The sequence below is a fragment of the Halostella pelagica genome, assembly GCF_004762015.1.
In the GTDB taxonomy this organism is placed as follows: Archaea; Halobacteriota; Halobacteria; order Halobacteriales; family Natronoarchaeaceae; genus Halostella; species Halostella pelagica.
Window position 1 is genome coordinate 74,988 of record NZ_SJES01000003.1, and the last position, 22,233, is coordinate 97,220.

Consider the following 22,233-nt stretch of genomic DNA (forward strand, 5'->3'; position numbering starts at 1 on the left):
GGCCAGCGAGAGAATCGACAGGTGTCGTAGTACGGGGTTAGAAGCGGGCGAAGGCCCGACCTGTAAAGTAGACACCTGCCATCGTAGTTCCACCTTAGCGGGGGGAGTGAAAAAGCGTTGCGATGCACCCGAGTGAAAAGCGGTTAGTTTCCGCAGCGGAAACGACCGTAGCGATGCCCAGACGAAGAGCGTTCCTTTCGGCGGCGGTGGTCGGCGTCACCGGTTTCTCAGGATGTACCGGTCTGCTGGGAACGGGAGACAGCAGCGAGCCAGACGGAAACGTCGTTGAACTCACGGGGACCAACGAGTTCAATCCCGACGAGATGACGGTTCAGACGGGGACGACGGTGACGTGGGAGTGGACCTCCCCCAACCACAACATCGTCGTCGACTCTCAGCCCGACGACGCCGACTGGGACGGACACGAACAGATAGAGAGCAGCGGGCACACGTACGAACACACCTTCACCGTCGCCGGGCAGTACGACTACTACTGCAAGCCGCACCAATCAACGGGAATGACCGGAACTATCCACGTCGAGGAGGGAGAGGAGGAACAAGAAGAGTAGCGGGCGTTTTCTCGTTCAGTGGTTCGCCAGATGATTTTTACAGATGCCGGGCGAAACTACATCTATGCCAGGGAGTCCCTCGAACAGCAGACCACTGCAGACGGTCGGCGTGATCGCCGCTCTCATCGGCGTTGTCGGATTCACCGTCTTCGGCTGGCGCTGGGGAGAGACGAGTTCCCTCACGCCGACAGTCATCGGGGTCGCGTTCGCCGCGATAGCCGTGGCGTGGACCGTGTATGCCCGGGTCCGGTGACCACTGTCAGCCAACCGCGCCGCCGACATGCACCATAGCGGAAGTACAGCGAACTTACACCCTATTTCCGTGAGTGAACTCGGTCGAAAGATCGCCTTATCGGCGGAACCGAGTCGTGATCTTTTCCCGCTACAGTGCATGCGGAGCGTATGTCGAGTCGACACACGGAAGAACAGACGCTCCAGGTCGTCGGCGCCGCCGCCGTCGTCGTCGGACTCGTCGGACTGGCCGTCTTCGGTCTGGAGTTCGGCCCTACCGGGGCCCGCGTGCTGACCGTACTCGGCGTCGCCATCGCCGCTGTCGCCGTGGTGGTGGCCGTCCTGTTGCGGGTCGATTAATCCTGTTCTGCCAGCAGTTCCTCGGCGGTGACGAGCGACTCCAGTTCGACGCCGGCGTCAGTGAGGTTCTCCCGGCCGCCCTCCTGACGGTCGACGACGACCAGGGCGCGGTTCACCGTCGCGCCCGCGTCGCGGAGCGCCTCGACCGCGTCGACGGCGCTTTGCCCCGTCGTGGCGATGTCCTCTATCACGACGACTTCCTCGCCCTCCGTCAGGTCGCCCTCGACGAGGTTGGCCGTGCCGTACTCCTTCTGTTGCTTCCGCGCGATGACGTAGGGGGTGCCGGATTTGACCGCCGTCACGGCGACCAGCGGGACGCCGCCAAGCGCCACGCCGCCTAGCTTCGCGGCGTCGACCCGCTCGGCGAACGCCTCCGCGATCAGTTCGAGACAGCGCGGGTCCGTCTCGAAGAGGTACTTGTCGACGTAGTAGTCGCTCGTCCCGCCGTGAGAGAGTTCGAACTCGCCGAACTTCACGGCGTCCGCGTCCCGCAGCGCCTCGATGAGTTCCGCGTTGGCCATACGCGAGCAAGCGCGGCGACGGGGCTTAAGCGCCGTGGAACGGAGCGAGAACGATCAGCGGACAAATGGCCGTGCTATCGTTCGCGAGCGACGCGAGGCGACGAAGTCTCCTCGGAACAGCCGAACGGGCGGCATTTTTTGGCAGAAAGTCGTTTACCACGGCTCGTTTTTCAGCCCCAACCAGTATGCAGCGACGTTCGTCGTCACGTGCAGTATCGGCGTGAGAACCAGAACGACGGCCAACACGGGAAGCGTGAAGGTGTCCATCGCCCAGTCGAACGCGCCGAGAAACGTCAACAGGAGCGCGCCGACGGCGAAATCAAGCTGGTCGAGACCGGGGAATGCGGCCCCGCGCTGGCGGCCGGTGCGGCGCTTGAGGAACGAGGCACCGATGTCGCCGAGCATGGCCCCGAGCGGCAACGCGACGACCGCTGCCGGCGGGAACGTGGGGAGGGAAACGTCAAGCGTCGTTCCGACTTCGCCGGCGGATGCCGAGAGGACGAGCGCCAGGACGGCACCGACAAGCGTCCCGAAGAGGGTACCGCGCCAGGTTTTCCCGTCGCCGAGGATCCGGCGACCGTCCCACGTACGCCCGCCGTCTATCGGTTTCCCGCCGCCGGCGAGCACCGCGACGTTGTTCGGGACGTACGCCGGGAGCATGACCCAGAACGCCACGATAACACTCTCGAATATGTCCATACGCGCCGACAGGATTCCGCGGGTCTTAATGCACCGTGGTTTCCGTAGAAGTGAACCGACAGCGGATTCGATGTGGAGGCTCGTCGGGTGACAGGATGAGAAACGACACAGCCACCGGACTCGGCGTCACCGTCTGCGATTGACGTTGGGTCGGATGGAGCATTTGTAATAAATTAAAAGGGTCGGTGACTTACCCTCGACCATGATCCCGCCGATAGCGAGCAAGTTTGTCGCGGGCGAGACGCCCGCGGCGGCTCTCGACCACTCCCGTCGCCTGAACGACAGAGATGTCGGAGCCATCCTGAACCTGCTCGGCGAACATTACGACGAACCGGAAGCGGCGGCAAGCGACCGGGACGCGTATCTCGATCTGATAGACGACATCGCCCGCATCGACGGCGATATCTGTATCTCGGTCAAGCCGTCGCAGATCGGTCTGGACATCGGCGAAACGACGTTCAGGGAGAACCTCGAAGCTATCGTCGAACGCGCAGACGACCGAGGGGTGTTCGTCTGGGTCGACATGGAAGACCACACGACGACGGACACGACGCTCGACGCCTTCGAGGACTTCGCGCGCGAGTACGACGGAGGCGTCGGAGTGTGCCTCCAGGCGAATCTCAAACGAACGCTGGACGACGTCAAACGTCTTGCGGACGTTCCCGGGAAGGTCCGTCTCGTCAAAGGTGCGTACGACGAACCGGAAACGGTCGCCTACACTGAGAAATCCCGGGTGAACGAAGCGTACCAAGACCTGTTGGAGTACGCGTTCGAACACTACGACGGCGGTATCGCCGTCGGGAGCCACGACCCGGAAATGATAGACTACGCGCGCGACCTGCACGCGGAACACGGCACGGAGTTCGAAGTACAGATGCTAATGGGCGTCCGCGAGGACGCTCAGGACGACCTCGCCGAGGAGTACGAGGTCTGGCAGTACGTTCCGTACGGCGACAAGTGGATGTCCTACTTCTACCGTCGGGTGATGGAACGCAAGGAGAACCTCCTGTTCGCGCTTCGAGCGGTCGTCAGCGGGTGAAATCTACTATTGTAACTATTTAGCACGATAACCGTGCTACGGCACCGCTTCGTTACGCGACGGCACGGCTAGCAGGAAACGAAAGGCCTGATAGTCCCCCGTGAGAATCCGAGAGATATGACCTCCTGGAAGCGTGACTTCGCAAGTGGACTCATCGTCCTCGTCCCCGTTCTCATCTCGGCGTACGTCATACGGTGGGTCTACGGTCTCGTGGCCTCCGTCACGCCCGAAGCGATCATCAAAGAGCAGATGCTGGCGGACTACGGCATCAGTACCGCATACGCCGAACTGATCAGGGTGTTCGTCACCCTCCTCGTGTTCGTCGTCCTCGTGTTCGCTATCGGCTATCTGATGCGGACGGCCATCGGCGGCTTCTTCGAAGCGGCGGTCGACGACATGGCGAACCGCGTCCCCGGCCTCCGGGTGGTGTACAACGCGTCGAAGATGGCCGCCGAGACTGCACTCGGCGGTACCGAGGCGCTCCAGACGCCGGTGAAACTCGAACCGGTGCCGGGAATCCGGATGACGGCGTTCAAAACCGGCCGCGTGACCGACGACGGTCGCGAGATCATCTTCCTGCCCACGTCACCGAACATCACGACCGGATACGTCATCGAGATAGAGCCGGAGAACCTCACGGAGACCGACGAGCGCGTCGAGGAGGCGCTCACACGGATCCTGAGCGCCGGGTTCGGGGATTCCGACCAGAACAACAGCCGCGGCATCCCGATAGACGTCATCGAGCGGTCGGTGGACGACGACGACTAGAAACGACCTGTCCCGCCTCGGGCGCACCGAAGGCACACCCGAGGCGAAAGAAGGTCGGCGTTAGCAGGCACCCGGCGATGCAACAGCCGTTAGACGTAGTCGAACCACTCGTCGTACTTGTCGGTGCGGCGCTCGACGATGTCGAAGAACTCCTGTTGGATCTCTTCGGTGACGGGGCCGCGGGTTCCGGATCCGATCTCGACGTTGTCGACCTTCCGGATCGGCGTGACCTCCGCCGCGGTCCCGGTGAAGAATAGTTCGTCGGCGGTGTTGAGTTCGCCGCGCGAGATCGTCGCGTCGTCGTGGACGGTGTAGCCCAGATCCTCCGCGATGTCGATGACAGTCTGGCGCGTGATGCCGTCGAGGATGCTCTCCGAGAGTCCGGGCGTGTACAGTTCGTCGTCGCGAACCAAAAACAGGTTCTCGCCCGGGCCTTCGGCGACATCGCCCTCCTTGTTCAGAACGATAGCTTCGACGAAGCCGTTGCGGCGGGCCTCCTCGCCGGCCAGCATGCTGTTTACGTACAGTCCGGTGGTCTTGGCATTGGTCGGGATCTGGCTGGAGGCGTGTTTCCGCCACGAAGAGACCATCACCTCGACGCCGTTTTCCAGGGCGTCCTCGCCGAGATACGTCCCCCACGGCCAGCACGCGATGGCGACCTCGGTCGGACAGTCGCCCGGGCTAACGCCGAGGCTGTCGTACCCGTAGAACGCGATAGGCCGGATATAACAGGAGTCAAGATTCTGCTCCCGGATCAGCGTTTCGGTCGCCTCGGTTAACTCCTCGCGAGAGAAACCGATCTCCATGTCGTACGGTTTCGCGGACTCGTAGAAGCGGTCCAGATGTTCTTCCCAGCGGAAGATGGCGGGGCCGTTCTCCGTATCGTAACACCGGACGCCTTCGAAGATGCCCGTACCGTAGTGAAGCCCGTGCGTCAGGACGTGAATCTGGGCGTCGTCCCAGTCGACGAACTCGCCGTCCATCCAGATCGTGTCGACGTCGCCGAACGCGTCGCTCATCGACGGTCACCTCTCTTCGGTGCCGTGTTTCCAGTTCGAAATTGCTGTCCACGGGTGGCGCTCACGTCCCTGTGTGCCGAGTACATACCGGAGTCAAGGAAGCCATCCCTAAAGAGTGTTGACGGTCCGCGGTTCCGAGTCCGCTGTAGGTTACGTGTACAGTGTTCTCCGCTCGGATAGGGGATAGAGAGCGGTCTGAAAAGCGGGGTGAGCAGGGCATCTCGGAGTACAAAGTGAGTATCGTGCGCAGCGTCGCGGGGAGCCCCTGCACCCGTCAAGGTGTGTCCCAACCGAACGGGGATCAATATCCGCGGCTGAGGACACCAGAAGTCCGAGAACGACGACGAGTGCGTACCGTCGAGAGAGAACGATAAACGGCGAATCAGACGGAGGACCTGTGCAGTTGCTCGGCCAGTCGCTCCCCCTCGACGAACGGCGTTTCGGTCCGTCGGCCGTAGCCGCGGGCGTCCTCGGGGCTGAGCGCGTCGCCGGTTTCGTCGTCTAACATCTCGCAGACGACCGCCGCCGGCGTGCGGTCAGCGGCGAGCGCCAGCGCGACCGCGTATTCGGTGTGGCCGCGGCGGTCGGCCAGGAGGTCGGGAGCGGCCCGCAGCAGGTGAACGTGGCCGGGCGAGCGGAACGTCTCGGCGAAATCGACGCGTTCGGGGTCGGCGGCCGCCGCCGCGAGTTCGGTGATAGTCAGCGCGCGGTCGTTGTCCGTGATGCCCGTGTAGGTGTCGCGGTGGTTCACGGTCAGCGAGAACGACGACCGATCGTCGTAGCCGAGTTCGTGGTCGGCCGCGACGGGATGATCGACTGCGGATGCGAAAAAGGGGAGGTCGAACGCTCGCGCGATGTCGTCGGACAGCGCGACGCAGACGAGACCACCGGCGTCGTTTCGCATGCGAGCCACCGCCTCGGACGTGACGGCGTCGGCCGGGTAAACGATGTCCGTCTCCCCCTCGCGGTCGGCGGCGTCGTGGATCAGAACGGGGTCGCCGGTTCGAAACGCTTCCACGGCGTTGTCGACTGCACTCTGGCGGCGACTCATGGTTCGGTCACGCTGATCGTCAGGTGGTCGTCGTCGTCCAGTCCGAGTTCGTCGCGCAACTTGATCGGCGCGATCAGTTCGATCTGGTCCTCGTCGTGATGGGTTCGCTCCGGGGTGATGATGTGACACTCCTCGTACCGCGTTCCGTCGGTGGTCTCGATGGCGGCGGGGTAACAGATCGCCGGCCCGTACGTGCGTTCTTCGTCTTCCCACCCTTCGATCGGAATGGGGTCGAGCGACGCCATCGCGGACCGACGCCGCACGCTCGCCTCGGTCAGGTCCACGTTGAGCGTCCCGGCGAACGGTTCATAGCCGAGGCGGTCGACGAACTGCTCCATGTACCCCGGCAGCGAGATGTAGTGACGGCCTTCGCCCATCCCGCCCGTGACTGTTCCGGCGAGTTCGACCCCCGCGTCGGCCTCGAAGATGCGTCGGTACTCCTCGTACTCGCCGCGGAGCGCGCGCTGTCCGGCGTCGGTGATAGCGACCCACTGCCCGTCAGAAACCGTGTCGCGTTCGACGTAGTTCTCGTCTTCGAGTCGCTGGAGACGCCGGGACGCGGTCTGGTTCGACGCGTCGAGGCGGTCCGCGAGCCCCGAACAGGACGTCTTGACCTCGCCGGCGAGTCCGCCGTCCAGTGCGAGAAGCTTCAGCACTGCGAGTTCGTCGTGTCCGACCGCCGCCGACGCTGCATCTGACATACGAGAACATACTTAGCCGTCGGTGATAAGCATATCGGAAGTGGAACGCATCCCAAATTTGGAACAGTGTACAACGGGACCGGAGTTGACCAGTTCGCGACGGGAACCGAATAGTCTCTGCCGCAACTGAGTCGAAGTCGTCTAGTCACCAGCGGGGGAACTCCCTAAACGCACCGATCCAGTCCGGTGACCCCGCTAGCAGCGGTTTACTCCTGACCGGTTTCGATTTCGACGTTCTCGAACGTCACTTCGACCGGTTCGGCGTATCTATCGCCGTTTTCTTGGTCATGGCGCATGTACGCCGGCGGGTCGACCTCGACGGTGATGTCGTACTCGCCGTCACCGGGCACCTCGACGTTTTTCCCGTAGTGATGGAGGCCGGGATGCCAGACGAACGGGACTTCGAACGGTCCGACCGTCTCGCCGTCGTCCGGGTCGAGCGTCGCCCGGACGGTCAGTTCCGGGACGAACCGGCCGTCTGCGGCGTCCGTGACGGCGACCTCGAGGTGACAGTTCTCTTCCTCCGGTTCCGTCCACTCCAGGTCGCCGTCGTCACCGGGGACGTACATCCCCTCGGCCTCCTCCTGGGCGAACCCGACGACGTAGTCGTCAACGGTCCGCAGACCGCCGGTTTCTGCGACCTCGTCTATCATGTAATCTAGCGCCCGGGTGTACGCCTCGCCCTCCGCTTTCGCTAATTCGAGTTGCCGTTCGTCGACCTCGTCGCTCGTGGTTTTCTCGCTCATTGAACTCCGGTCGCCGTACCACGCCAGGCGGTAAAACGGTACGCGTCATAGACTGCTGTCACTGTTTCCCGGTGTTTGCCGACCTGGCCGCCGAAATACCGAACTGACGTACAGCAGTCCCTCTCAGTCGCCGACGACGGGGTCGCGCTCCCAGAAATCGCTCCCCTTCTGGAGTTTGGGGACCCAGGTGTCCTCGTCGCGAGCCAACAGCGCGACGCGCGACTGCGGGACGCCGCGGATCTCGTCGTGGTCCGGCATGTGGGCCGCGACGTCCTCGGCGAACGCCATCACGTCCTCGTGGTCCGGCATCGAATCGCGGTCGAGACGGCCCTGCGAGTGGCCGACGTGCATGTACGCTTTCAGTTCGACGAAGTCGGGGTCAGCGCGCCGATAGAACCCGGCGTACCAGTCCGGGTCCTTCATGTTCTGACCGTTGACGAGCGTCGTCCGGAGGACGGTTCGGGTGTCCTCTTTCTCGGCGAGGACGTCCATCGTGTCGACGAGACGCTCCCAGGCGTCGTCATCGACGGGCTTGACCACGTCGTCGAACGTGTGTCGCTCCGCGGCGTCGACGCTGACGTACAGCTGAGTCGGGTCACACCGGTCCAGCATCTCGGGTTTCGTCCCGTTGCTCACGAGGAACGTAGTGATGTCGCGGTCGTGGAACTCCTCGATGAGTTCCGGGAGGTACGGGTACAGCGATGGTTCGCCGTCCAGGCTGATAGCGACGTGACGTGGCTCCATCGCCTGCTCGAACACCTCGCGGGGCACCTCGTCGTTGCCGCCGAACCCGGAGAGCAGTTTCTTCTGGAGTTCGACGCTTGCGTCCGCGACGGCGGCGGGGTCGTCCCACTCGACGTCGCCGAGTTCGTACGCGTGCCCCGCGTGGTCCCGCCAGCAGAACACGCAGCGTTCGTTGCATTTGACGACCGGCGTCATCTGGATACAGCGGTGGGACTCGATGCCGTAGAACGCGTACTTGTAGCATTTCCCCTCGCCGCGCAGGGCGTTCGCCGTCCACCCGCAGGTCTGTGCCGCGGTGTGGTTCTCGCTGTGGTAGTCGGGATTCCCGACCTGTTTGGGCCCGTCCGAATCGCTCATTGGAGAAACGAATGCGGTCGGACCTGAAACATCCTTTCCTCCCGCGGGACGCCCCGGAACGTTCTCCCCGCTCGAAAAATGAGACACGACACCAGATATCATGCTCTATGGGAATAAAATCCTGTTCTTTAATTCACTCCAGTTATTAGCAGGAGACACACGTGCCTTCGCTGAACCACGATCCGCTCACGTACGAGGACATCACACCGGAACGCCGTCCGAGTCTCCGGCAGGCGCTCGTGCCTGTACTCGGCGTTGTCCTGTTCCTCGGCGTGGGCTCCGGCTATCTGAAGCTCGCTCCCCACGGGCCGTTGCTGTGGAGTATCGTTCTGACCGGGGCCGTCGGTAAGTACTGGCTCGGGTTCACCTGGGACGACCTCTATGAGGGAATCGCCGACAGCCTCCTAATGGGGCTCCAGGCGATCCTTATCCTGTTCGTCATCTACGCGCTCATCGCCACGTGGGTCAGTGCGGGGACCATCCCCGGGCTGATGTACTACGGCCTCGCGGTGCTGACGCCGGACGTGTTTCTCCCTGTGACTGCGGTGCTTGCGGCCGTGGTCGCGTTCTCCATCGGGTCGTCGTGGACCACGGCGGGGACGCTCGGCGTCGCATTCATCGGGATCGGCTCCGGCCTCGGCATCCCGGAACCGATGACCGCCGGCGCGATCCTCACCGGCGCGTACGCCGGCGACAAGCAGTCGCCGCTGTCGGACACGACGAACCTCGCGGCGGCGGTGACTAACACCGACCTCTACGACCACATCCGCGGGATGCGGAACGGCACGGCCGTTGCGTTCGGCCTGTCGGTCCTGCTCTATGCCGTCCTCGGCCTCCGCGCGGGTGGCGCTATCCCCGCCGGTCGAGTCACGGAGATACAGGGCGCGCTGGCCGGCACCTACGACCTCTCGGTGCTGGTGTTTCTGCCCCTGGTCGTCACGTTCGGCCTGGCGCTGTACGGCTACCCGGCGCTTCCGACACTCGTCGCGGGCGTCTTCGCCGGGACCTCCGTTACGACCCTCGTACAGGGCAGGTCGTTCACCGACGCCTGGGCGGTCTTTCTCTCGGGGACGGAACCCGAGACCGGCGTGAGCCTCGTGAACGAGTTGCTTGCGAGCGGCGGACTCTCCGGGTCGGCGTGGACCGTCTCAGTAGTGGTCGCCGCGCTCTCGCTCGGCGGACTGCTCGAACGGACCGGCGTGCTGGCGGTGCTCGCTCAGTATCTCGCCAGCGCTATCCGGGACACGACCGGTCTCGTAGCCGGGACGGGAGCCGCCGCCATCGCGGTGAACGTGTTTTCGGCCCAGCAGTACATGAGCATCGTCGTGCCTGGCATGACGCTCCGGAACCTCTACGACGAGTACGGCCTCGACAGTGCCGACCTCTCCCGGGCGATCGAGTCCGCGGGGACACCCACCGGCGCACTCATCCCGTGGCACGCCGGCGGCGTGTTCATGGCCAGCGTCTTCGGCGTGAGTACGCTCTCGTACGCTCCGTACTACTTCTTCGCCTACCTCTCGCCGCTGGTGCTTTTCGCCACCGCCCTGACCGGGCGCGGCTTCGTTACTGACGATCCGGAAGCGCCCCGGTCCGACGCGCCCGCCGTCGCCGACGACTGAGAGATTGTTGTCACGGTTCCCAGGTATTCGCCCGCGCGAGGTCGACAAAGTGCGACCCGAAGTACGACAGTCCCTATGAGGCCCTGGAGACAGGTCTTTGCCCTCCTGCTGACTTGCTCTCGGATTTCGACCCGAACGGGACGCGTTCGGATTCCTCGTCTTCTATGTCGGTATCGTCGCCCGCACCACGTCCGTGTATCTAGTCCCGCCCGTCGTCTCGGCTGGCGACGGAGCGACTGACAGCGACGAGGTGAGACCTCTCCCCGTCTGTATTCTGTTTCGTTCACTGCCGCCGAGCGGTCGAACGCGGTCGCTCTCCGGTACGTTGCTGCTCAGAAAATACAGTAGTCTACGCGCTGAAGAGACGAATTACTGCCGAACGACGTTCGTCGCGCGCGGTCCCTTGTCTGCCTGTTCTATATCGAACTCTACGTCAGTACCTTCCTCGAGATCGGGGCCGCCGACGTCTTCCATGTGGAAGAACACGTCCTCGTCCTCGTCCTCAGTTTCGATAAAGCCGTAACCGCCTGTGTCGTTGAAGAAGTCAACCGTTCCGTTTGCCATTGCTTCTAAAGAGAGAGGCCCTCCACGGATAACCCTTCCGAGAGTCGCGTTACCACAGGTCGGGCCTGGCAGGAGTACTCGTCCGTTCCTCTTCGCGCACGCTCGCCGACCCCAGAGACGCCACACCAACCCGTTACCCCTTTACTCGCCGGCCGAAAACAGGGGCGTATGTTCATAGCCGTTCGAGAGGAAGTCGAAGCCGCGGTCGAGGACGCCCTGACCGCGCTCGACCTCCCGACTGACGACCTCGGTATCGAGGAGCCGCCGGAAGACGTCGAGGCCGTGCTGGCGTCGAGCGTCGCCTACCGGCTGGCCGGCGAGGTCGGTGCGCCGCCGCCCGAGGTCGCCGCCGACATCGCAGCCGAGATTGACGCGAGCGACTACGGGTACGTCGCCGAGGCCGTCCCGCAGGGCGCGTACGTCAACTTCCTGCCGAGCGACCGCTTCTTCGCGGACACGCTCGGTGAGGCACAGAACGACGGCTACGGCCGTCTGGAGCCGAAAGACACCTCCGTCGTCGTCGAACACACCAGCGCCAACCCGACCGGTCCGGTTCACGTCGGCCGCGCGCGAAACCCGATCGTCGGCGACGCCGTCGCCAACGTTATCGACTACGCCGGGTACGACGTCTCTCGGCACTACTACGTCAACGACGCGGGCCGACAGATGGCCGTGTTCACGTGGGCGTACGAGACGTTCGACGAGGCGGACCTGGAGGAAGCCCCGGAGCGCGACCGCATCGAGTACGACCTCGTACGCTACTACCGCAAGGGCAACACGTTCTTAGAGGAAGGCGACACCGACGAGGTCGAAGCGGCCGAGGCCGAGATCGAATCGATCATGCAGGGCCTCGAAGCGGGCGACGAGGAGACGTACGAGCGCGTCAGCGAGGTCGTCGACCAGGTGCTCGGCGGGATGCGCGAGTGTCTCGGACGCCTCCCAGCCGAGTTCGACCGGTTCGTCAAGGAGACGAAGTTCATGTTCGACGGTTCGACCGACGACGTGGTCGACCGTCTGCAGGACCTGGACGAAGCCGTCTACGAGGAGGACGCCTGGCAACTCGACCTGGAGGTACACGGCATCGACAAGAACCTCGTGTTCCTCCGCTCGGACGGCACCAGCCTCTACCCTACCCGCGACCTCGCCCACCACGAATGGAAGTTCGAGAACTACGACCGCGCGGTGACCGTCCTCGGCGAGGACCACAACCTCCAGGCCGAACAGCTCCGGACGACGCTCGACCTCCTTGGCAACGACACAGACCAGCTAGAGCAGGTGCTGTACTCGTACGTGAACCTCCCCGAGGGGAAGATGAGCACCCGAGAGGGAACCGGCGTCGACCTGGACGACCTCCTCGACGAAGCCGTCGCCCGCGCGCGTAAGGAAGTCGAGACGCGCCTCGACGACCGCATCCGCGACGACGAACTGGACGAGGACGACGTCGAGCGGATCGCACGACAGGTCGGCATCGGCGCGGTTCGCTACGACATCGTCTCGAAACAACCGAGCAAGGCGATCACCTTCGAGTGGGACCGCGCGCTGGACTTCGAGGCGCAGTCCGCGCCATACGTGCAGTACGTCCACGCACGGTGTTGCGGGATCCTGAGCGAGGCGGCGCGGGACGACGAAGCCGACGGCCTCTCCGACGTCGACGCCGACCGCCTCGACACGGAGTACGAACGCGACCTGCTCCGGGCAGTCGCGCGATTCCCCGCCGTCATCGAGGAGGCCGCTGACGACCTGAAGCCCCACGTCGTCGCAACCTACACCCGGACGCTCGCCGAGCGGTTCAACGCGTTCTACCGCGAGTGCCCAGTGCTTTCCGACGACGTGGATCCGGAGCTACGGGACGCTCGTCTCGCGTTAGTGACGGCGGCCAAACATTCGGTCGGGAACGCCCTCGACGTCCTCGGAGTCGAAGCGCCCGACTCGATGTGATCAGAACACGCTGCCGCCGACGAAGGAGATAGCGGCGATCGCCGAACCGATAACTAACAGGACGAACAACAGTATCCAACCGAGCGGAACGGAGTTATCCCTATCTGCCATACCCGAAGTTGTCGGAACTCCCTGTTCAACCTTCCCGTTTCAGCCGAGGAGACGACCGAAGAACCCGCCGTCCTCGTCCTCGTCGTCCTCGTCGTTCGCGTCTCCGTCGCCGTTCTCGGGGTCCGGCTTCGGCGGTTCGCGGTCGCTGAACGGGATCGCGTCCTCGTCGATGTCGTCGCTCTCCTGGCTCTCCTCGTCTCCCTCCGCGAAGGTAACGCCCTCGGATCCGTCCGCGGTCTCGGTGTCGGTGTCTGACTCCGCGTCGGGGATAGTGACACCGTCGTCCCCCGCGTCGGCGGTTTCGTCCGTCTCCGCTTCGGCCTCCGAGCCGTCGGGGGTTTCCCCCTCGGCGGGTGCGTCGCCGTCGACGGTATCCTCGCCGGCCGTCTCGCTGTCGACCGAGTTATCGTCAGCAACGACGTCGTCGGCCGCGTCGTCCGCGGGTGACTTCGGCGGACTGTCGGACGTCTCTGCCGATACCGACGCGTCGCGGTCCGCGGACGCGTCCGTCTCAGCCGTACCCGTATCGGCGGCGTCCGACGGTTCGGTTCCGGCGGCGTCAGCCGTCTCGTTTCCCGTGTTACCGCCGCTCTCGTCGGTTCCTTCGTCTGAAGTCGTACCCTCGGTAGAAGAGGCGGCGTCCGCTTCGGCTCCCGACTCCACGGGGTCGGTCGCGTCGGCACCGTCGCCCGCAGGAGCGCCGTCTGCCGGCACGGCGTCTCCGGTGCCGTCGATCCGGTCGGCGAGGCCGCGGTACGCGACCCCTGCGGGGCTTTCGGGCGCGTCGACGACGACCGGTGTCCCGGAGTAGATGGCCTCGTGAACCGCGTCGTCTTCCGGGATGGTTCCGAGCAGGGGGACGCCGAGTTTCGACGCGATGGCCTCGAAGTCGATGCCCCGGTCGTCCCGCGCCCGGGTCAAAACGAGACCGGCGACGTGTCCGTCGGCGCGGTCGGTCAGGTCTACCGTCTTCTCCGCGTCGCGAACGGCGGCCGGGTCGGGCGTCGAAACGAGGAAAACGGCGTCCGCAAGGCCCAGGGGAAGCACCGTCTCGTGGCTCACTCCCGCGCCGACGTCTAACAGGACGTAGTCGAACTCCTCACGGAGGCGGTCGACGACAGCACCGAGTTCGGTCGCGTCGACGCCCGCGTAACTCTCTAGGTCGCCGCCGCTCGGGACCGCAGCGATGTTGTCGGCGAGTTCGTACGTCGCTTCTTCGACGGACGCCTCGCCGGCGAGTACCTCGTGCAGCGTCGTCGAGTCCGGAGAGAGACTGACGAATCCGGCGAGGTTCGCCATCCCCAGGTCCGCGTCGACCACGGCGACGGTGTGGCCGGCGCCGGCCAGTGCCGTACCCAGGTTCACGGTCGTCGTCGTTTTCCCGACACCCCCCTTCCCGCTCGCGATAGCGTAAACCGTCTTGTGAGACATATTAGTCAATATCCCGAATGTGTAGCGGGAGCTTTATAAATCGTAACCTCCGGAAACGAGACCGGCGAAAATGTCAACCCTATCTCATTTCAGCGGGAAACGTCACTCGCCCGCAGCGGCTTTCGGCCTTCTGGCCTGGGAACGCTCTCCCTCGGTCCGCCACCCGGCCGAGAGGTTGCGGAGCGGACGGTCCCATGGGCTCGCAGCAGTCCACGGCGGCCGACCCGCCGGCCGTCCGACCTATCGCCCCTGGGAAGACAAAGGATACTTAGCCACTCCGGGCCGTAAAATGGACAATGAGCCAGCAGGAGAGCGAGCAGTCCGACCGGAAGAAATACGAGTTCCGGAAGGTCATCGAGGACCTGAAGGAGTACGAGGGGTCGGGGACGCAACTCGTCACCATCTACATCCCGGACGACAAGCAGATCAGTTCCGTCGTCGCGCACGTCACGCAGGAACACAGCGAAGCAAGCAACATCAAGTCCAAGCAGACCCGGACGAACGTCCAGGACGCCCTCTCTTCGATCAAGTCGCGTCTCCGCTACTTCGACACCTTTCCGCCCGAAAACGGTATCGTCATCTTCTCCGGGGCGGTCGACTCCGGCGGCGGCCAGACCGACATGATCACGAAGGTGCTGGAGAGTCCGCCGATGGAGATCGAGTCCTTCCGCTACCACTGTGACTCGGAGTTCCTGACCGAACCGTTAGAGGACATGCTCGCGGACAAGGGCCTCTACGGCCTCATCGTCCTCGACCGCCGCGAGGCGAACGTCGGGTGGCTCCGGGGCAAGCGCGTCGAACCCGTCAAGTCCGCCTCCTCGCTCGTGCCGGGCAAACAGCGCAAAGGTGGCCAGTCCGCCCAGCGATTCGCCCGCCTCCGCCTCGAAGCCATCGACAACTTCTATCAGGAAGTCGCCGGGATGGCGAACGACCTGTTCGTCGAAAAGCGCCACGAACTCGATGGCATCCTCGTCGGCGGTCCCTCGCCGACCAAAGACGAGTTCCTAGACGGCGACTATCTCCACCACGAACTCGGGGACTCGGTACTCGGGAAGTTCGACGTCTCCTACACCGACGAGTCCGGGCTCTACGACCTGGTCGACGCCGCGGAGGAAGCGCTCGCCGACGCCGAGGTGATGAAGGACAAGAACCTGATGCAGGATTTCTTCAAGGAACTCCACGCCGGCGACGAGGCCACCTACGGCTTCGATCAGACCCGGCAGAACCTCATCATGGGGTCCGTCGAGACGCTCCTCATCAGTGAAGACCTTCGGGAGGACGTCGTTACCTACGAGTGCCCTAACGGTCACGAGGAACGGACAGTCATCGACCGCCGCAAGGACACGCCCAACCACACCTGCTCGGAGTGCGGCGAGGAAGTCCCCGCCGAGGATGGCGAACGCGAGGACGCGATCGACCACCTCATCGACATCGCCGAACAGCGCGGCACCGAGACGAAGTTCATCTCGACCGACTTCGAGAAAGGCGAACAGCTATACGACGCCTTCGGTGGCGTCGCCGGCCTGCTGAGGTACTCTACCGGCGTCTAATCGGTCTGTCCTCTCTCGCTGTACTCTCCGGATCGAAGTTCCCGTTATCGCTCCCTCCGCTGAGAGTGCAACTGCTACGTCGAGTGATACGTTCTGACAAGGCCCGGAGTATATATACGTAAAGCGAGAACAACCGGATAGATCAGATGACCGAGATGGACACGATGGAGGGCGTCGTCGATCTCGTTACGCGGCGTATCGACGTGTTACAGTACCTCGACGGGACGACCGCCGGAAAAGAGACGCTCGTCGAGGAACTCGATATCTCCCGGTCGACGGTAAACCGCTCGCTTCGGGAACTCGAAAGCGCGGGTTTCGTCACGCGTTCCGAGGGTGGGTTCACCGCGTCGGCGACCGGTCGTACGGTCGCTGAGCTGTACCGCGAGTTCCGGACGACGCTAACCGAGGCGGTTGGCGCTCAGCCGCTGCTTTCGGCACTTCCGCCGTCGGCGACAGTGAGCCACGCTATGATCCGTGGCAGTGATATCCACGTCTCGGAACCGCCGACTCCGTACAGACCTATCGAACGTGTCACCGATCTCGTCACCGCCGCCGAGACGTTCCGGAGCCTCTCGACGGCGGTGGCCCGACCGGAGAGCTTCGACCGTATCACGAAAGCGGTGGTCGACGACGGCCTCGACGCCGAAATCGTGTTCGAGGTGTCGGTGGCCGAGCAGATCCGTACGTCGCGTGCGGATCCGATCCGGGAAGCGATGGAGAGCGATCAGTTCGCGATGTACGCGACTGCAGAGCTCCCGTACAGCCTCGGTATCGTCCGCGACTCCGGGACCTCACACGCCTTTCTCGTCGTGTCCGGCCCGGAGTCGGAGCTCCGCGGCGTCGTTATCAACGATTCGGCTGCGGCCATCGCGTGGGCCGAGAAGGTGTACCGAAACCACCGAGCGGCGGCGACTGAGCTCCCTCCGCCCGAAACACGCGACGACGCCGACGGCCACTACACATAACAACCCCCTGTGAGTACCAGTACTGGTATATGAACCGTGACGATATTTCTGGGGTCGTACAGACCCTGTGTACCCGTCACGAGTTCCTCGTCTCGCTGCGGGCCGGACCTCGCGAGAAGCGCGCCCTCGTCGAGACGCTGGACGTCTCCCGGTCGACTGTCGACCGAGCGATCCGCGAACTCCAGTCCGAGGGGCTGGTCGAGCGCGAACCGCGAGGGTTCCGGTTGTCCGCCGCCGGGAACCTCGCGGTGTCGCTCACCGAGGCGATACTGTCGGTAACCGCCGACCTTCGTGCCGCTGCCGAGGTGCTCAAACCCGTGCCCGCGAGCGCGCCGATAGACGGGCGCGTCGTTCGCGACGCCGCCGTCGCAGAAGCGACGCAGGCAACGCGGTATCGGCCGCTTTCCGCGGTCGACGAGCTATTGGCCGAGGCCACGCAGATATACGGATTCGCGCCGCTTGTCACCCGACGGGGCTCGATGGACCGTCTGGCGGAGGCCGTCACCGACCGCGGTGCCGACGCGGAGATCGTTTTCGGCGACTCCCTCGCCGTGCAGTTGCTTCCGTCGGTGGGCGAGGAGGTTCGGACGATGGTTCGGAACGGGTTCACCCCGCTTTCGACGGGCGACCTCCCGTTCGGCATGGTCCTCGGAGAGACGCCCGAAGGCTGGCGAGTTCGCGTGATCACGTACGGCGACGACGGCACTCTCTGCGGCGTGCTCAGTAACGATACGCCCGAGGCGGCGACGTGGGCGTGGGACGTGTATCAGACCTACCGCCGCGACGCTGTCGACCTCTCGCCCGCGTTCTCATAGGGTCTGTTCTAACTGCCGCCGTCGGCGCTCGATGTCGACGGCGGGATCGATATCCGGGGCTGCCGCCAGGCGGTCGAGCACGAGCAGCGGGTCGGTGCCGGCGGCTTCGACGCGCCCGACGAGCGTCGCTATCTCCTCGCTGTAGAGTGCGAGCGACGAGAGCAGTCCGACGAGTAGCGCCATCGGCACTGCGGCGTTTCCCTGGGGAAACCCGTCGCTTACCGAGCCGAAGTCGGGATCGGAGTCGGGGTCTTCGGCCGGGTGAAGTCGCAGACAGCCCGTACACAGCGCCGCGGCAGTTGCGCTCTCGGGGACACACTCACGCAGGTCCGGCGGGACGGCGAACGAGACGGCCGGCGCTCCGCAGTCGGGACAGTCCATATGGGAAAGAGACGAGAGAAAGCGTAAAAACTACGCCGGGTTAGTCGTCGGCTGTGAGACGGTCTTGTTCGGCCTCGGCCTCCTCGGCGGCGCGGTCCTCCGCCTCCTCTTCCTCTTTTTTCGCCTTGATCTTCTTCATGCGGAAGATCTCTTCGCGTTCCTGCTCTTCGAGTTTCTGTTCGATGTACTCCTGGTTGGTGTACAGTTCGGGCAGTAGCTTGAACTCCAGAGCGTTGACGCGGCGCTTCGTCTTCTCGATCTCGTCTAACATCTTCTTCATCGCGGTCTCGACCTCGGCCGCGAGGATGATCGAGTCGAGGAGTTCCTCGTACGCCTCGGCGGCCTCGTCGATCCGGGCGCTGGTGCCGACGACGCCGTACCCGCGCTCGTCGAGGCTCTTCTGGACCTTGCTCGATTCGATCTGCGGGACGACGACGCCCATGATGTTGTGCGATTCCGTCGTGATCTCAGGGTGTTCTTTCAGCGCCGCGGCGGCACCGCGAACCGAGACGTCGCCCTCCATGGCGCGAGCCATGTCGATCTTCTTCTGGGCCGTCTCGTAGTTCCCCTCGACGTTCTCCCGGACGTCCTGGGCCTGGTCCAGGATATCCATGAACTCCATGATGAGGCCGTCGCGCTTTTGCTCCAGCGTGTCGTGGCCCCGCTCGGAGAGTTCGATGCGGTCCTCGATCTGCATCAACTCCTTGCGAGTGGGTTTGACGTCCTTGGCCATCTTGGGTTTGGTTTGCGCGCCCGCACGGATAACTGTTTACAGTCTCGCCGATAACGCACCGGCACTTCGGCGACAGAAATATAGTGTCATCCCGGTCTCCCTGTTCCCGACAGCGAAAAACGGCCGACTGGAACGTTACTCCGCCTCGACTTGGGCGGTTTCTGCGTCTTCCGCTTCGCGGTAGTTCTCCTCGATGAGCTCCTCGTCGATGCGGTTGAGTTCCGTCTTCGGGAGCGTCGAGAGCAGGTCCCAACCGATCTCCAGCGTGTCGTCGATACTGCGGTTCGTGTCGTACCCCTGTTGGATGAACTCCTCCTCGAAGCGGTCGGCGAAGTCGAGGTACTTGTTGTCGCGCTCGGACAGCGCCTCGCGGCCGACGATGTTCACCAGGTCGCGCAGGTCCTCGCCCTCCGCGTACGCGGCGTACATCTGGTCGGAGACGTCGCCGTGGTCGGCGCGGGTGAGGCCCTCGCCGATACCGTCGTCCATCAGGCGCGACAGGCTCGGCAGGACGTTGATCGGCGGCTGGACGCCCTGGCTGTTCAGGTCGCGGTCCATCATGATCTGCCCCTCCGTGATGTACCCGGTCAGGTCCGGGATCGGGTGCGTGTCGTCGTCGCCGGGCATCGTCAGGATCGGGATCTGCGTGACGGAGCCCTCGCGGCCCTTGATGCGGCCGGCCCGTTCGTACAGCTGGGCAAGGTCAGTGTACATGTACCCGGGGTAGCCACGTCGGCCCGGGACCTCCTCGCGCGCCGCACCGATCTCGCGCAGCGCCTCGCAGTAGTTGGTCATGTCGGTCAGGATGACCAGCACGTGATACCCCTTGTCGAACGCGAGGTACTCGGCGGTGGTCAGGGCCAGTCGCGGCGTGACCGTCCGCTCGACTGCGGGGTCGTCCGCGAGGTTCATGAAGACGACGGAGCGCTCCAGCGCGCCGGTGCGCTCGAAGTCGTCCATGAACTCGTTGGCCTCCTCGGCGGTGATACCCATCGCGCCGAAGATGACCGCGAACTCGCTTCCTTCCTCGTCGTCCTCGGCTTCCTCGTCTTCTTCCGGCACGGTCGCCTGACGGGCGATCTGGAGTGCAAGCTCGTTGTGCGGCAGGCCAGACCCGGAGAAGATCGGGAGCTTCTGGCCGCGGACGAGCGTGTTCATGCCGTCGATTCCGGAGACGCCCGTCTGGATGAACTCCTCGGGATACTCGCGGGCGTACGGGTTGATCGCCGCGCCGACGATGTCGCGGCGCTCGTCCGGAACGATGTCCGGACCGCCGTCGATGGGGTTACCGGAGCCGTCGAGGACGCGACCCAGCAGGTCCTCCGTGACGGGCATCTTCATCGTCTCGTCGAGGAAGCGAACCGAGGACTTGCGGTCGATACCCTCGGTCCCCTCGAACACCTGAATGGAGACGATGCCTTCGCTGGATTCGAGCACCTGACCGCGCTTGATGTCGCCGTTCGGCGTTTCGATCTCGACGATCTCGTCGTATCCGATGGGTTCGTCCACCTCGGCGAAGACCAGCGGTCCGCTGATCTCGGTGATTGTCTTGTATTCTTTCATTAGTAGAGTTCCCGTAGTTCGTCGGTCATGTCTGCTTCTATCTCATCGATGAACGACTCGTACTCCTCGGTCGTTCCGATGCGGTTCAGACGTGGAGCGGCCTCGATGGCCGTGATCTCGTCGACGGGCACGCCGGCGTCGAGCGCCTCGAACGCCTCGTCGTTGAACGTCTTGATCGCCTGGAGGATCTGGTAGGACTTGTCCGGGGAGCAGAACGTGTCCACGTCGTGCAGCGCGTTCTGCTGGAGGAACGACTCGCGGATGTAGCGAGCGACCTCCAGGGTGAGCTGCTGGTCCTCGGGCAGGGCGTCCTTGCCGACGAGTTGGACGATCTCTTCGAGTTCGGACTCTTCGTCCAGCACGTCGACCGCCCACTGGCGCACCTCGGGCCAGTCCTGAGCGACGTTCTCCCGGAACCAGGGGTCGAGTTGCTCCTTGTACAGCGAGTAGGAGTCGTTCCAGTTTATCGCCGGGAAGTGACGCCGTTCCGCGAGGTCGGCGTCGAGCGCCCAGAACGTCTTCACGATACGGAGCGTGTTCTGTGTGACCGGCTCCGAGAAGTCGCCGCCGGGCGGGGAAACCGCTCCGACGACGGAGACGGACCCCTCCGTCCCGTTCAGGTTCTCGAACAGGCCGGCGCGCTCGTAGAACTCCGAGAGCCGCGCGGCCAGATACGCCGGGTAGCCCTCTTCGCCGGGCATCTCCTCCAGTCGCGAGGAGATCTCGCGCATGGCCTCGGCCCACCGCGAGGTGGAGTCGGCCATCAGCGCGACGTCGTAGCCCATGTCGCGGTAGAACTCCGCGATGGTGATCCCGGTGTACACACAGGATTCGCGGGCCGCGACGGGCATGTTCGACGTATTAGCGATGAGACAGGTTCGGGACATCAGCGGCTTCCCGGTCTTGGGGTCTTCCAGTTCCGGGAAGTCGTCGATGACCTCGGTCATCTCGTTACCGCGCTCGCCGCAGCCAATGTAGACGACGATGTCGGCGTCGGACCACTTGGCAAGTTGCTGCTGGGTGACGGTCTTCCCGGACCCGAACGGACCCGGAATCGCCGCCGTCCCGCCTTTCGCGAGCGGGAACAGGCCGTCCTGGACGCGCTGGCCCGTCACCAGCGGCTTGGTCGGCGACTGCTTGTCGACGGAGGGGCGGGCCTCGCGGACCGGCCACTCCTGGTGCATCTGGATCTCCTCGCCTGAATCGAGTTCGACGACCGTCTCCTCGACGGTGAAGTTCCCCGAGTCGGCGGCGACGACTTCGCCGCCCTCGTAATCCGGCGGAACCATGACCTTGTGCTCGATGCTCTCGGTCTCCGGCACGGTGCCGACGATGTCGCCGGCGCTTACCTCGTCACCCTCCGCGACGGTGGGTTCGAACTCCCAGGTCCGCTCCAGGTCGATACCGGGCGCGTCGACGCCGCGGTCCAGGAACGCACCCATCTTGTCTTCCAGGACTGCGAGCGGGCGCTGGACGCCGTCGTAGATAGAGTCCAGCATCCCCGGGCCGAGGTCGACCGAGAGCGGTTCTCCCGTGTTCTCGACGGGTTCGCCCGGGGAAACCCCGGACGTCTCCTCGTACACCTGGATGGTCGTTACGTTGCCTTCGATCTCGATGACCTCTCCCATCAGCCCTTCCGAACCGACGTACACCACGTCGTTCATCCGAGCGTCGAGGTCCGCGGCGGTCACGACGGGACCGCTCACGCTGTCGATGACGCCGTCCTCGCTGACGTCTGTGTCTGTTGCTTGACTCATG

At 64.1% G+C, this 22,233-nt stretch carries 22 protein-coding genes and 1 pseudogene; 10 read left to right on the top strand and 13 right to left on the bottom strand.

Features of this window, described 5'->3' with window-relative positions; translation table 11 throughout:
- Positions 1-173 precede the first annotated feature (173 nt).
- The 3 genes from EYW42_RS08510 to EYW42_RS08520 all read left to right on the top strand — a co-directional run bounded on the left by EYW42_RS08510 (position 174) and on the right by EYW42_RS08520 (position 1,160).
- On the top strand, positions 174-569 hold the full coding sequence (locus EYW42_RS08510) for a plastocyanin/azurin family copper-binding protein (RefSeq protein ID WP_202613849.1): 396 nt from the start codon (positions 174-176) through the stop codon (positions 567-569).
- A gap of 64 nt (positions 570-633) precedes the next feature.
- Positions 634-822, top strand: a complete 189-nt coding sequence (locus EYW42_RS08515; protein WP_135534846.1) for a hypothetical protein — start codon at positions 634-636, stop codon at positions 820-822.
- Between the two features lie 149 nt (positions 823-971).
- Positions 972-1,160: a hypothetical protein gene (locus EYW42_RS08520; RefSeq protein ID WP_135534847.1), complete on the top strand. Its 189-nt coding sequence runs from the start codon at positions 972-974 to the stop codon at positions 1,158-1,160.
- Here EYW42_RS08520 and pyrE read toward each other — a convergent pair.
- Both pyrE and EYW42_RS08530 read right to left on the bottom strand, forming a co-directional pair.
- Complete coding sequence (pyrE, locus tag EYW42_RS08525; RefSeq protein ID WP_135534848.1) at positions 1,157-1,681, bottom strand: orotate phosphoribosyltransferase; 525 nt, start codon at positions 1,679-1,681, stop codon at positions 1,157-1,159. The genes EYW42_RS08520 and pyrE overlap by 4 nt on opposite strands.
- A 153-nt stretch (positions 1,682-1,834) precedes the next feature.
- A complete protein-coding gene (locus tag EYW42_RS08530) occupies positions 1,835-2,380 on the bottom strand; it encodes a CDP-2,3-bis-(O-geranylgeranyl)-sn-glycerol synthase (RefSeq protein WP_135534849.1) in 546 nt (181 codons plus the stop codon).
- Positions 2,381-2,582: 202 nt separating this feature from the next.
- On the opposite strand from EYW42_RS08530, the gene EYW42_RS08535 reads away from it, so the two are divergent.
- Positions 2,583-3,419: a proline dehydrogenase family protein gene (locus EYW42_RS08535; RefSeq protein ID WP_135534850.1), complete on the top strand. Its 837-nt coding sequence runs from the start codon at positions 2,583-2,585 to the stop codon at positions 3,417-3,419.
- A 117-nt stretch (positions 3,420-3,536) separates the two neighbouring features.
- Complete coding sequence (locus tag EYW42_RS08540) at positions 3,537-4,187, top strand: DUF502 domain-containing protein (RefSeq protein ID WP_135534851.1); 651 nt, start codon at positions 3,537-3,539, stop codon at positions 4,185-4,187.
- 89 nt (positions 4,188-4,276) lie between these two features.
- On the opposite strand, the gene EYW42_RS08545 is transcribed toward EYW42_RS08540, so the two are convergent.
- The 5 genes from EYW42_RS08545 to twy1 form a co-directional block, all read right to left on the bottom strand.
- Positions 4,277-5,206: a branched-chain amino acid transaminase gene (locus EYW42_RS08545; protein ID WP_135534852.1), complete on the bottom strand. Its 930-nt coding sequence runs from the start codon at positions 5,204-5,206 to the stop codon at positions 4,277-4,279.
- Between the two features lie 382 nt (positions 5,207-5,588).
- The gene (gene ribB / locus EYW42_RS08550) at positions 5,589-6,257 is read right to left on the bottom strand and encodes a 3,4-dihydroxy-2-butanone-4-phosphate synthase (RefSeq protein WP_135534853.1); all 669 of its coding nucleotides are present in this window, start codon (positions 6,255-6,257) and stop codon (positions 5,589-5,591) included.
- Positions 6,254-6,958, bottom strand: coding sequence for a DUF120 domain-containing protein (locus EYW42_RS08555; RefSeq protein WP_135534854.1), 705 nt, complete (start codon positions 6,956-6,958; stop codon positions 6,254-6,256). Before EYW42_RS08555 ends, ribB begins: the two co-directional genes overlap by 4 nt.
- Positions 6,959-7,164: 206 nt before the next feature.
- Entirely contained in the window at positions 7,165-7,704 is a 540-nt protein-coding gene (locus EYW42_RS08560) for an iron transporter (RefSeq protein WP_135534855.1), read from the bottom strand.
- A gap of 123 nt (positions 7,705-7,827) precedes the next feature.
- The gene (gene twy1, locus EYW42_RS08565) at positions 7,828-8,805 is read right to left on the bottom strand and encodes a 4-demethylwyosine synthase TYW1 (protein WP_135534856.1); all 978 of its coding nucleotides are present in this window, start codon (positions 8,803-8,805) and stop codon (positions 7,828-7,830) included.
- Positions 8,806-8,966: 161 nt separating this feature from the next.
- On the opposite strand from twy1, the gene arcD reads away from it, so the two are divergent.
- A complete protein-coding gene (gene arcD, locus EYW42_RS08570) occupies positions 8,967-10,424 on the top strand; it encodes an arginine/ornithine antiporter ArcD (protein WP_135534857.1) in 1,458 nt (485 codons plus the stop codon).
- Between the two features lie 369 nt (positions 10,425-10,793).
- Here the strand turns inward: arcD and EYW42_RS08575 are convergent, their stop codons facing one another.
- On the bottom strand, positions 10,794-10,988 hold the full coding sequence (locus tag EYW42_RS08575) for a cold-shock protein (protein WP_135534858.1): 195 nt from the start codon (positions 10,986-10,988) through the stop codon (positions 10,794-10,796).
- A gap of 168 nt (positions 10,989-11,156) precedes the next feature.
- Here EYW42_RS08575 and argS point away from each other — a divergent pair, with 168 nt between their 5' ends.
- Positions 11,157-12,926, top strand: coding sequence for an arginine--tRNA ligase (gene argS / locus EYW42_RS08580; protein ID WP_135534859.1), 1,770 nt, complete (start codon positions 11,157-11,159; stop codon positions 12,924-12,926).
- Positions 12,927-13,592: 666 nt separating this feature from the next.
- Here the strand turns inward: argS and EYW42_RS20525 are convergent.
- Positions 13,593-14,468: pseudogene (locus EYW42_RS20525) on the bottom strand (MinD/ParA family ATP-binding protein); the annotation flags it as partial.
- Positions 14,469-14,764: 296 nt separating this feature from the next.
- Between EYW42_RS20525 and prf1 the strand changes: the two are divergent.
- The 3 genes from prf1 to EYW42_RS08605 all read left to right on the top strand — a co-directional run bounded on the left by prf1 (position 14,765) and on the right by EYW42_RS08605 (position 17,798).
- Positions 14,765-16,018, top strand: coding sequence for a peptide chain release factor aRF-1 (gene prf1 / locus EYW42_RS08595; protein WP_135534860.1), 1,254 nt, complete (start codon positions 14,765-14,767; stop codon positions 16,016-16,018).
- 146 nt (positions 16,019-16,164) lie between these two features.
- A complete protein-coding gene (locus EYW42_RS08600; protein WP_135534861.1) occupies positions 16,165-16,983 on the top strand; it encodes a helix-turn-helix transcriptional regulator in 819 nt (272 codons plus the stop codon).
- A 29-nt stretch (positions 16,984-17,012) separates the two neighbouring features.
- Entirely contained in the window at positions 17,013-17,798 is a 786-nt protein-coding gene (locus EYW42_RS08605; protein ID WP_135534862.1) for a helix-turn-helix transcriptional regulator, read from the top strand.
- On the opposite strand, the gene EYW42_RS08610 is transcribed toward EYW42_RS08605, so the two are convergent.
- The 4 genes from EYW42_RS08610 to EYW42_RS08625 all read right to left on the bottom strand — a co-directional run bounded on the left by EYW42_RS08610 (position 17,793) and on the right by EYW42_RS08625 (position 22,232).
- Positions 17,793-18,179 carry a DUF6276 family protein gene (locus EYW42_RS08610; RefSeq protein ID WP_135534863.1) on the bottom strand — a complete coding sequence of 129 codons (387 nt, stop codon included), beginning with the start codon at positions 18,177-18,179 and terminating at the stop codon, positions 17,793-17,795. The genes EYW42_RS08605 and EYW42_RS08610 overlap by 6 nt on opposite strands.
- A 40-nt stretch (positions 18,180-18,219) precedes the next feature.
- The gene (locus EYW42_RS08615) at positions 18,220-18,912 is read right to left on the bottom strand and encodes a V-type ATP synthase subunit D (RefSeq protein WP_135534864.1); all 693 of its coding nucleotides are present in this window, start codon (positions 18,910-18,912) and stop codon (positions 18,220-18,222) included.
- A 135-nt stretch (positions 18,913-19,047) separates the two neighbouring features.
- The gene (locus EYW42_RS08620) at positions 19,048-20,475 is read right to left on the bottom strand and encodes an ATP synthase subunit B (RefSeq protein ID WP_135534865.1); all 1,428 of its coding nucleotides are present in this window, start codon (positions 20,473-20,475) and stop codon (positions 19,048-19,050) included.
- Complete coding sequence (locus EYW42_RS08625; protein ID WP_135534866.1) at positions 20,475-22,232, bottom strand: ATP synthase subunit A; 1,758 nt, start codon at positions 22,230-22,232, stop codon at positions 20,475-20,477. The genes EYW42_RS08620 and EYW42_RS08625 overlap by 1 nt, the downstream gene beginning before the upstream one ends.
- Position 22,233 lies beyond the last annotated feature (1 nt).

Coding starts and splice junctions, on each gene's coding strand:
- EYW42_RS08510 (WP_202613849.1), top strand. CDS start 174: ATGCCCAGACGAAGAGCGTTCCTTTCGGCGGCGGTGGTCGGCGTCACC.
- EYW42_RS08515 (WP_135534846.1), top strand. CDS start 634: ATGCCAGGGAGTCCCTCGAACAGCAGACCACTGCAGACGGTCGGCGTG.
- EYW42_RS08520 (WP_135534847.1), top strand. CDS start 972: ATGTCGAGTCGACACACGGAAGAACAGACGCTCCAGGTCGTCGGCGCC.
- pyrE (WP_135534848.1), bottom strand. CDS start 1,681: ATGGCCAACGCGGAACTCATCGAGGCGCTGCGGGACGCGGACGCCGTG.
- EYW42_RS08530 (WP_135534849.1), bottom strand. CDS start 2,380: ATGGACATATTCGAGAGTGTTATCGTGGCGTTCTGGGTCATGCTCCCG.
- EYW42_RS08535 (WP_135534850.1), top strand. CDS start 2,583: ATGATCCCGCCGATAGCGAGCAAGTTTGTCGCGGGCGAGACGCCCGCG.
- EYW42_RS08540 (WP_135534851.1), top strand. CDS start 3,537: ATGACCTCCTGGAAGCGTGACTTCGCAAGTGGACTCATCGTCCTCGTC.
- EYW42_RS08545 (WP_135534852.1), bottom strand. CDS start 5,206: ATGAGCGACGCGTTCGGCGACGTCGACACGATCTGGATGGACGGCGAG.
- ribB (WP_135534853.1), bottom strand. CDS start 6,257: ATGAGTCGCCGCCAGAGTGCAGTCGACAACGCCGTGGAAGCGTTTCGA.
- EYW42_RS08555 (WP_135534854.1), bottom strand. CDS start 6,958: ATGTCAGATGCAGCGTCGGCGGCGGTCGGACACGACGAACTCGCAGTG.
- EYW42_RS08560 (WP_135534855.1), bottom strand. CDS start 7,704: ATGAGCGAGAAAACCACGAGCGACGAGGTCGACGAACGGCAACTCGAA.
- twy1 (WP_135534856.1), bottom strand. CDS start 8,805: ATGAGCGATTCGGACGGGCCCAAACAGGTCGGGAATCCCGACTACCAC.
- EYW42_RS08575 (WP_135534858.1), bottom strand. CDS start 10,988: ATGGCAAACGGAACGGTTGACTTCTTCAACGACACAGGCGGTTACGGC.
- argS (WP_135534859.1), top strand. CDS start 11,157: ATGTTCATAGCCGTTCGAGAGGAAGTCGAAGCCGCGGTCGAGGACGCC.
- prf1 (WP_135534860.1), top strand. CDS start 14,765: ATGAGCCAGCAGGAGAGCGAGCAGTCCGACCGGAAGAAATACGAGTTC.
- EYW42_RS08600 (WP_135534861.1), top strand. CDS start 16,165: ATGACCGAGATGGACACGATGGAGGGCGTCGTCGATCTCGTTACGCGG.
- EYW42_RS08605 (WP_135534862.1), top strand. CDS start 17,013: ATGAACCGTGACGATATTTCTGGGGTCGTACAGACCCTGTGTACCCGT.
- EYW42_RS08610 (WP_135534863.1), bottom strand. CDS start 18,179: ATGGACTGTCCCGACTGCGGAGCGCCGGCCGTCTCGTTCGCCGTCCCG.
- EYW42_RS08615 (WP_135534864.1), bottom strand. CDS start 18,912: ATGGCCAAGGACGTCAAACCCACTCGCAAGGAGTTGATGCAGATCGAG.
- EYW42_RS08620 (WP_135534865.1), bottom strand. CDS start 20,475: ATGAAAGAATACAAGACAATCACCGAGATCAGCGGACCGCTGGTCTTC.
- EYW42_RS08625 (WP_135534866.1), bottom strand. CDS start 22,232: ATGAGTCAAGCAACAGACACAGACGTCAGCGAGGACGGCGTCATCGAC.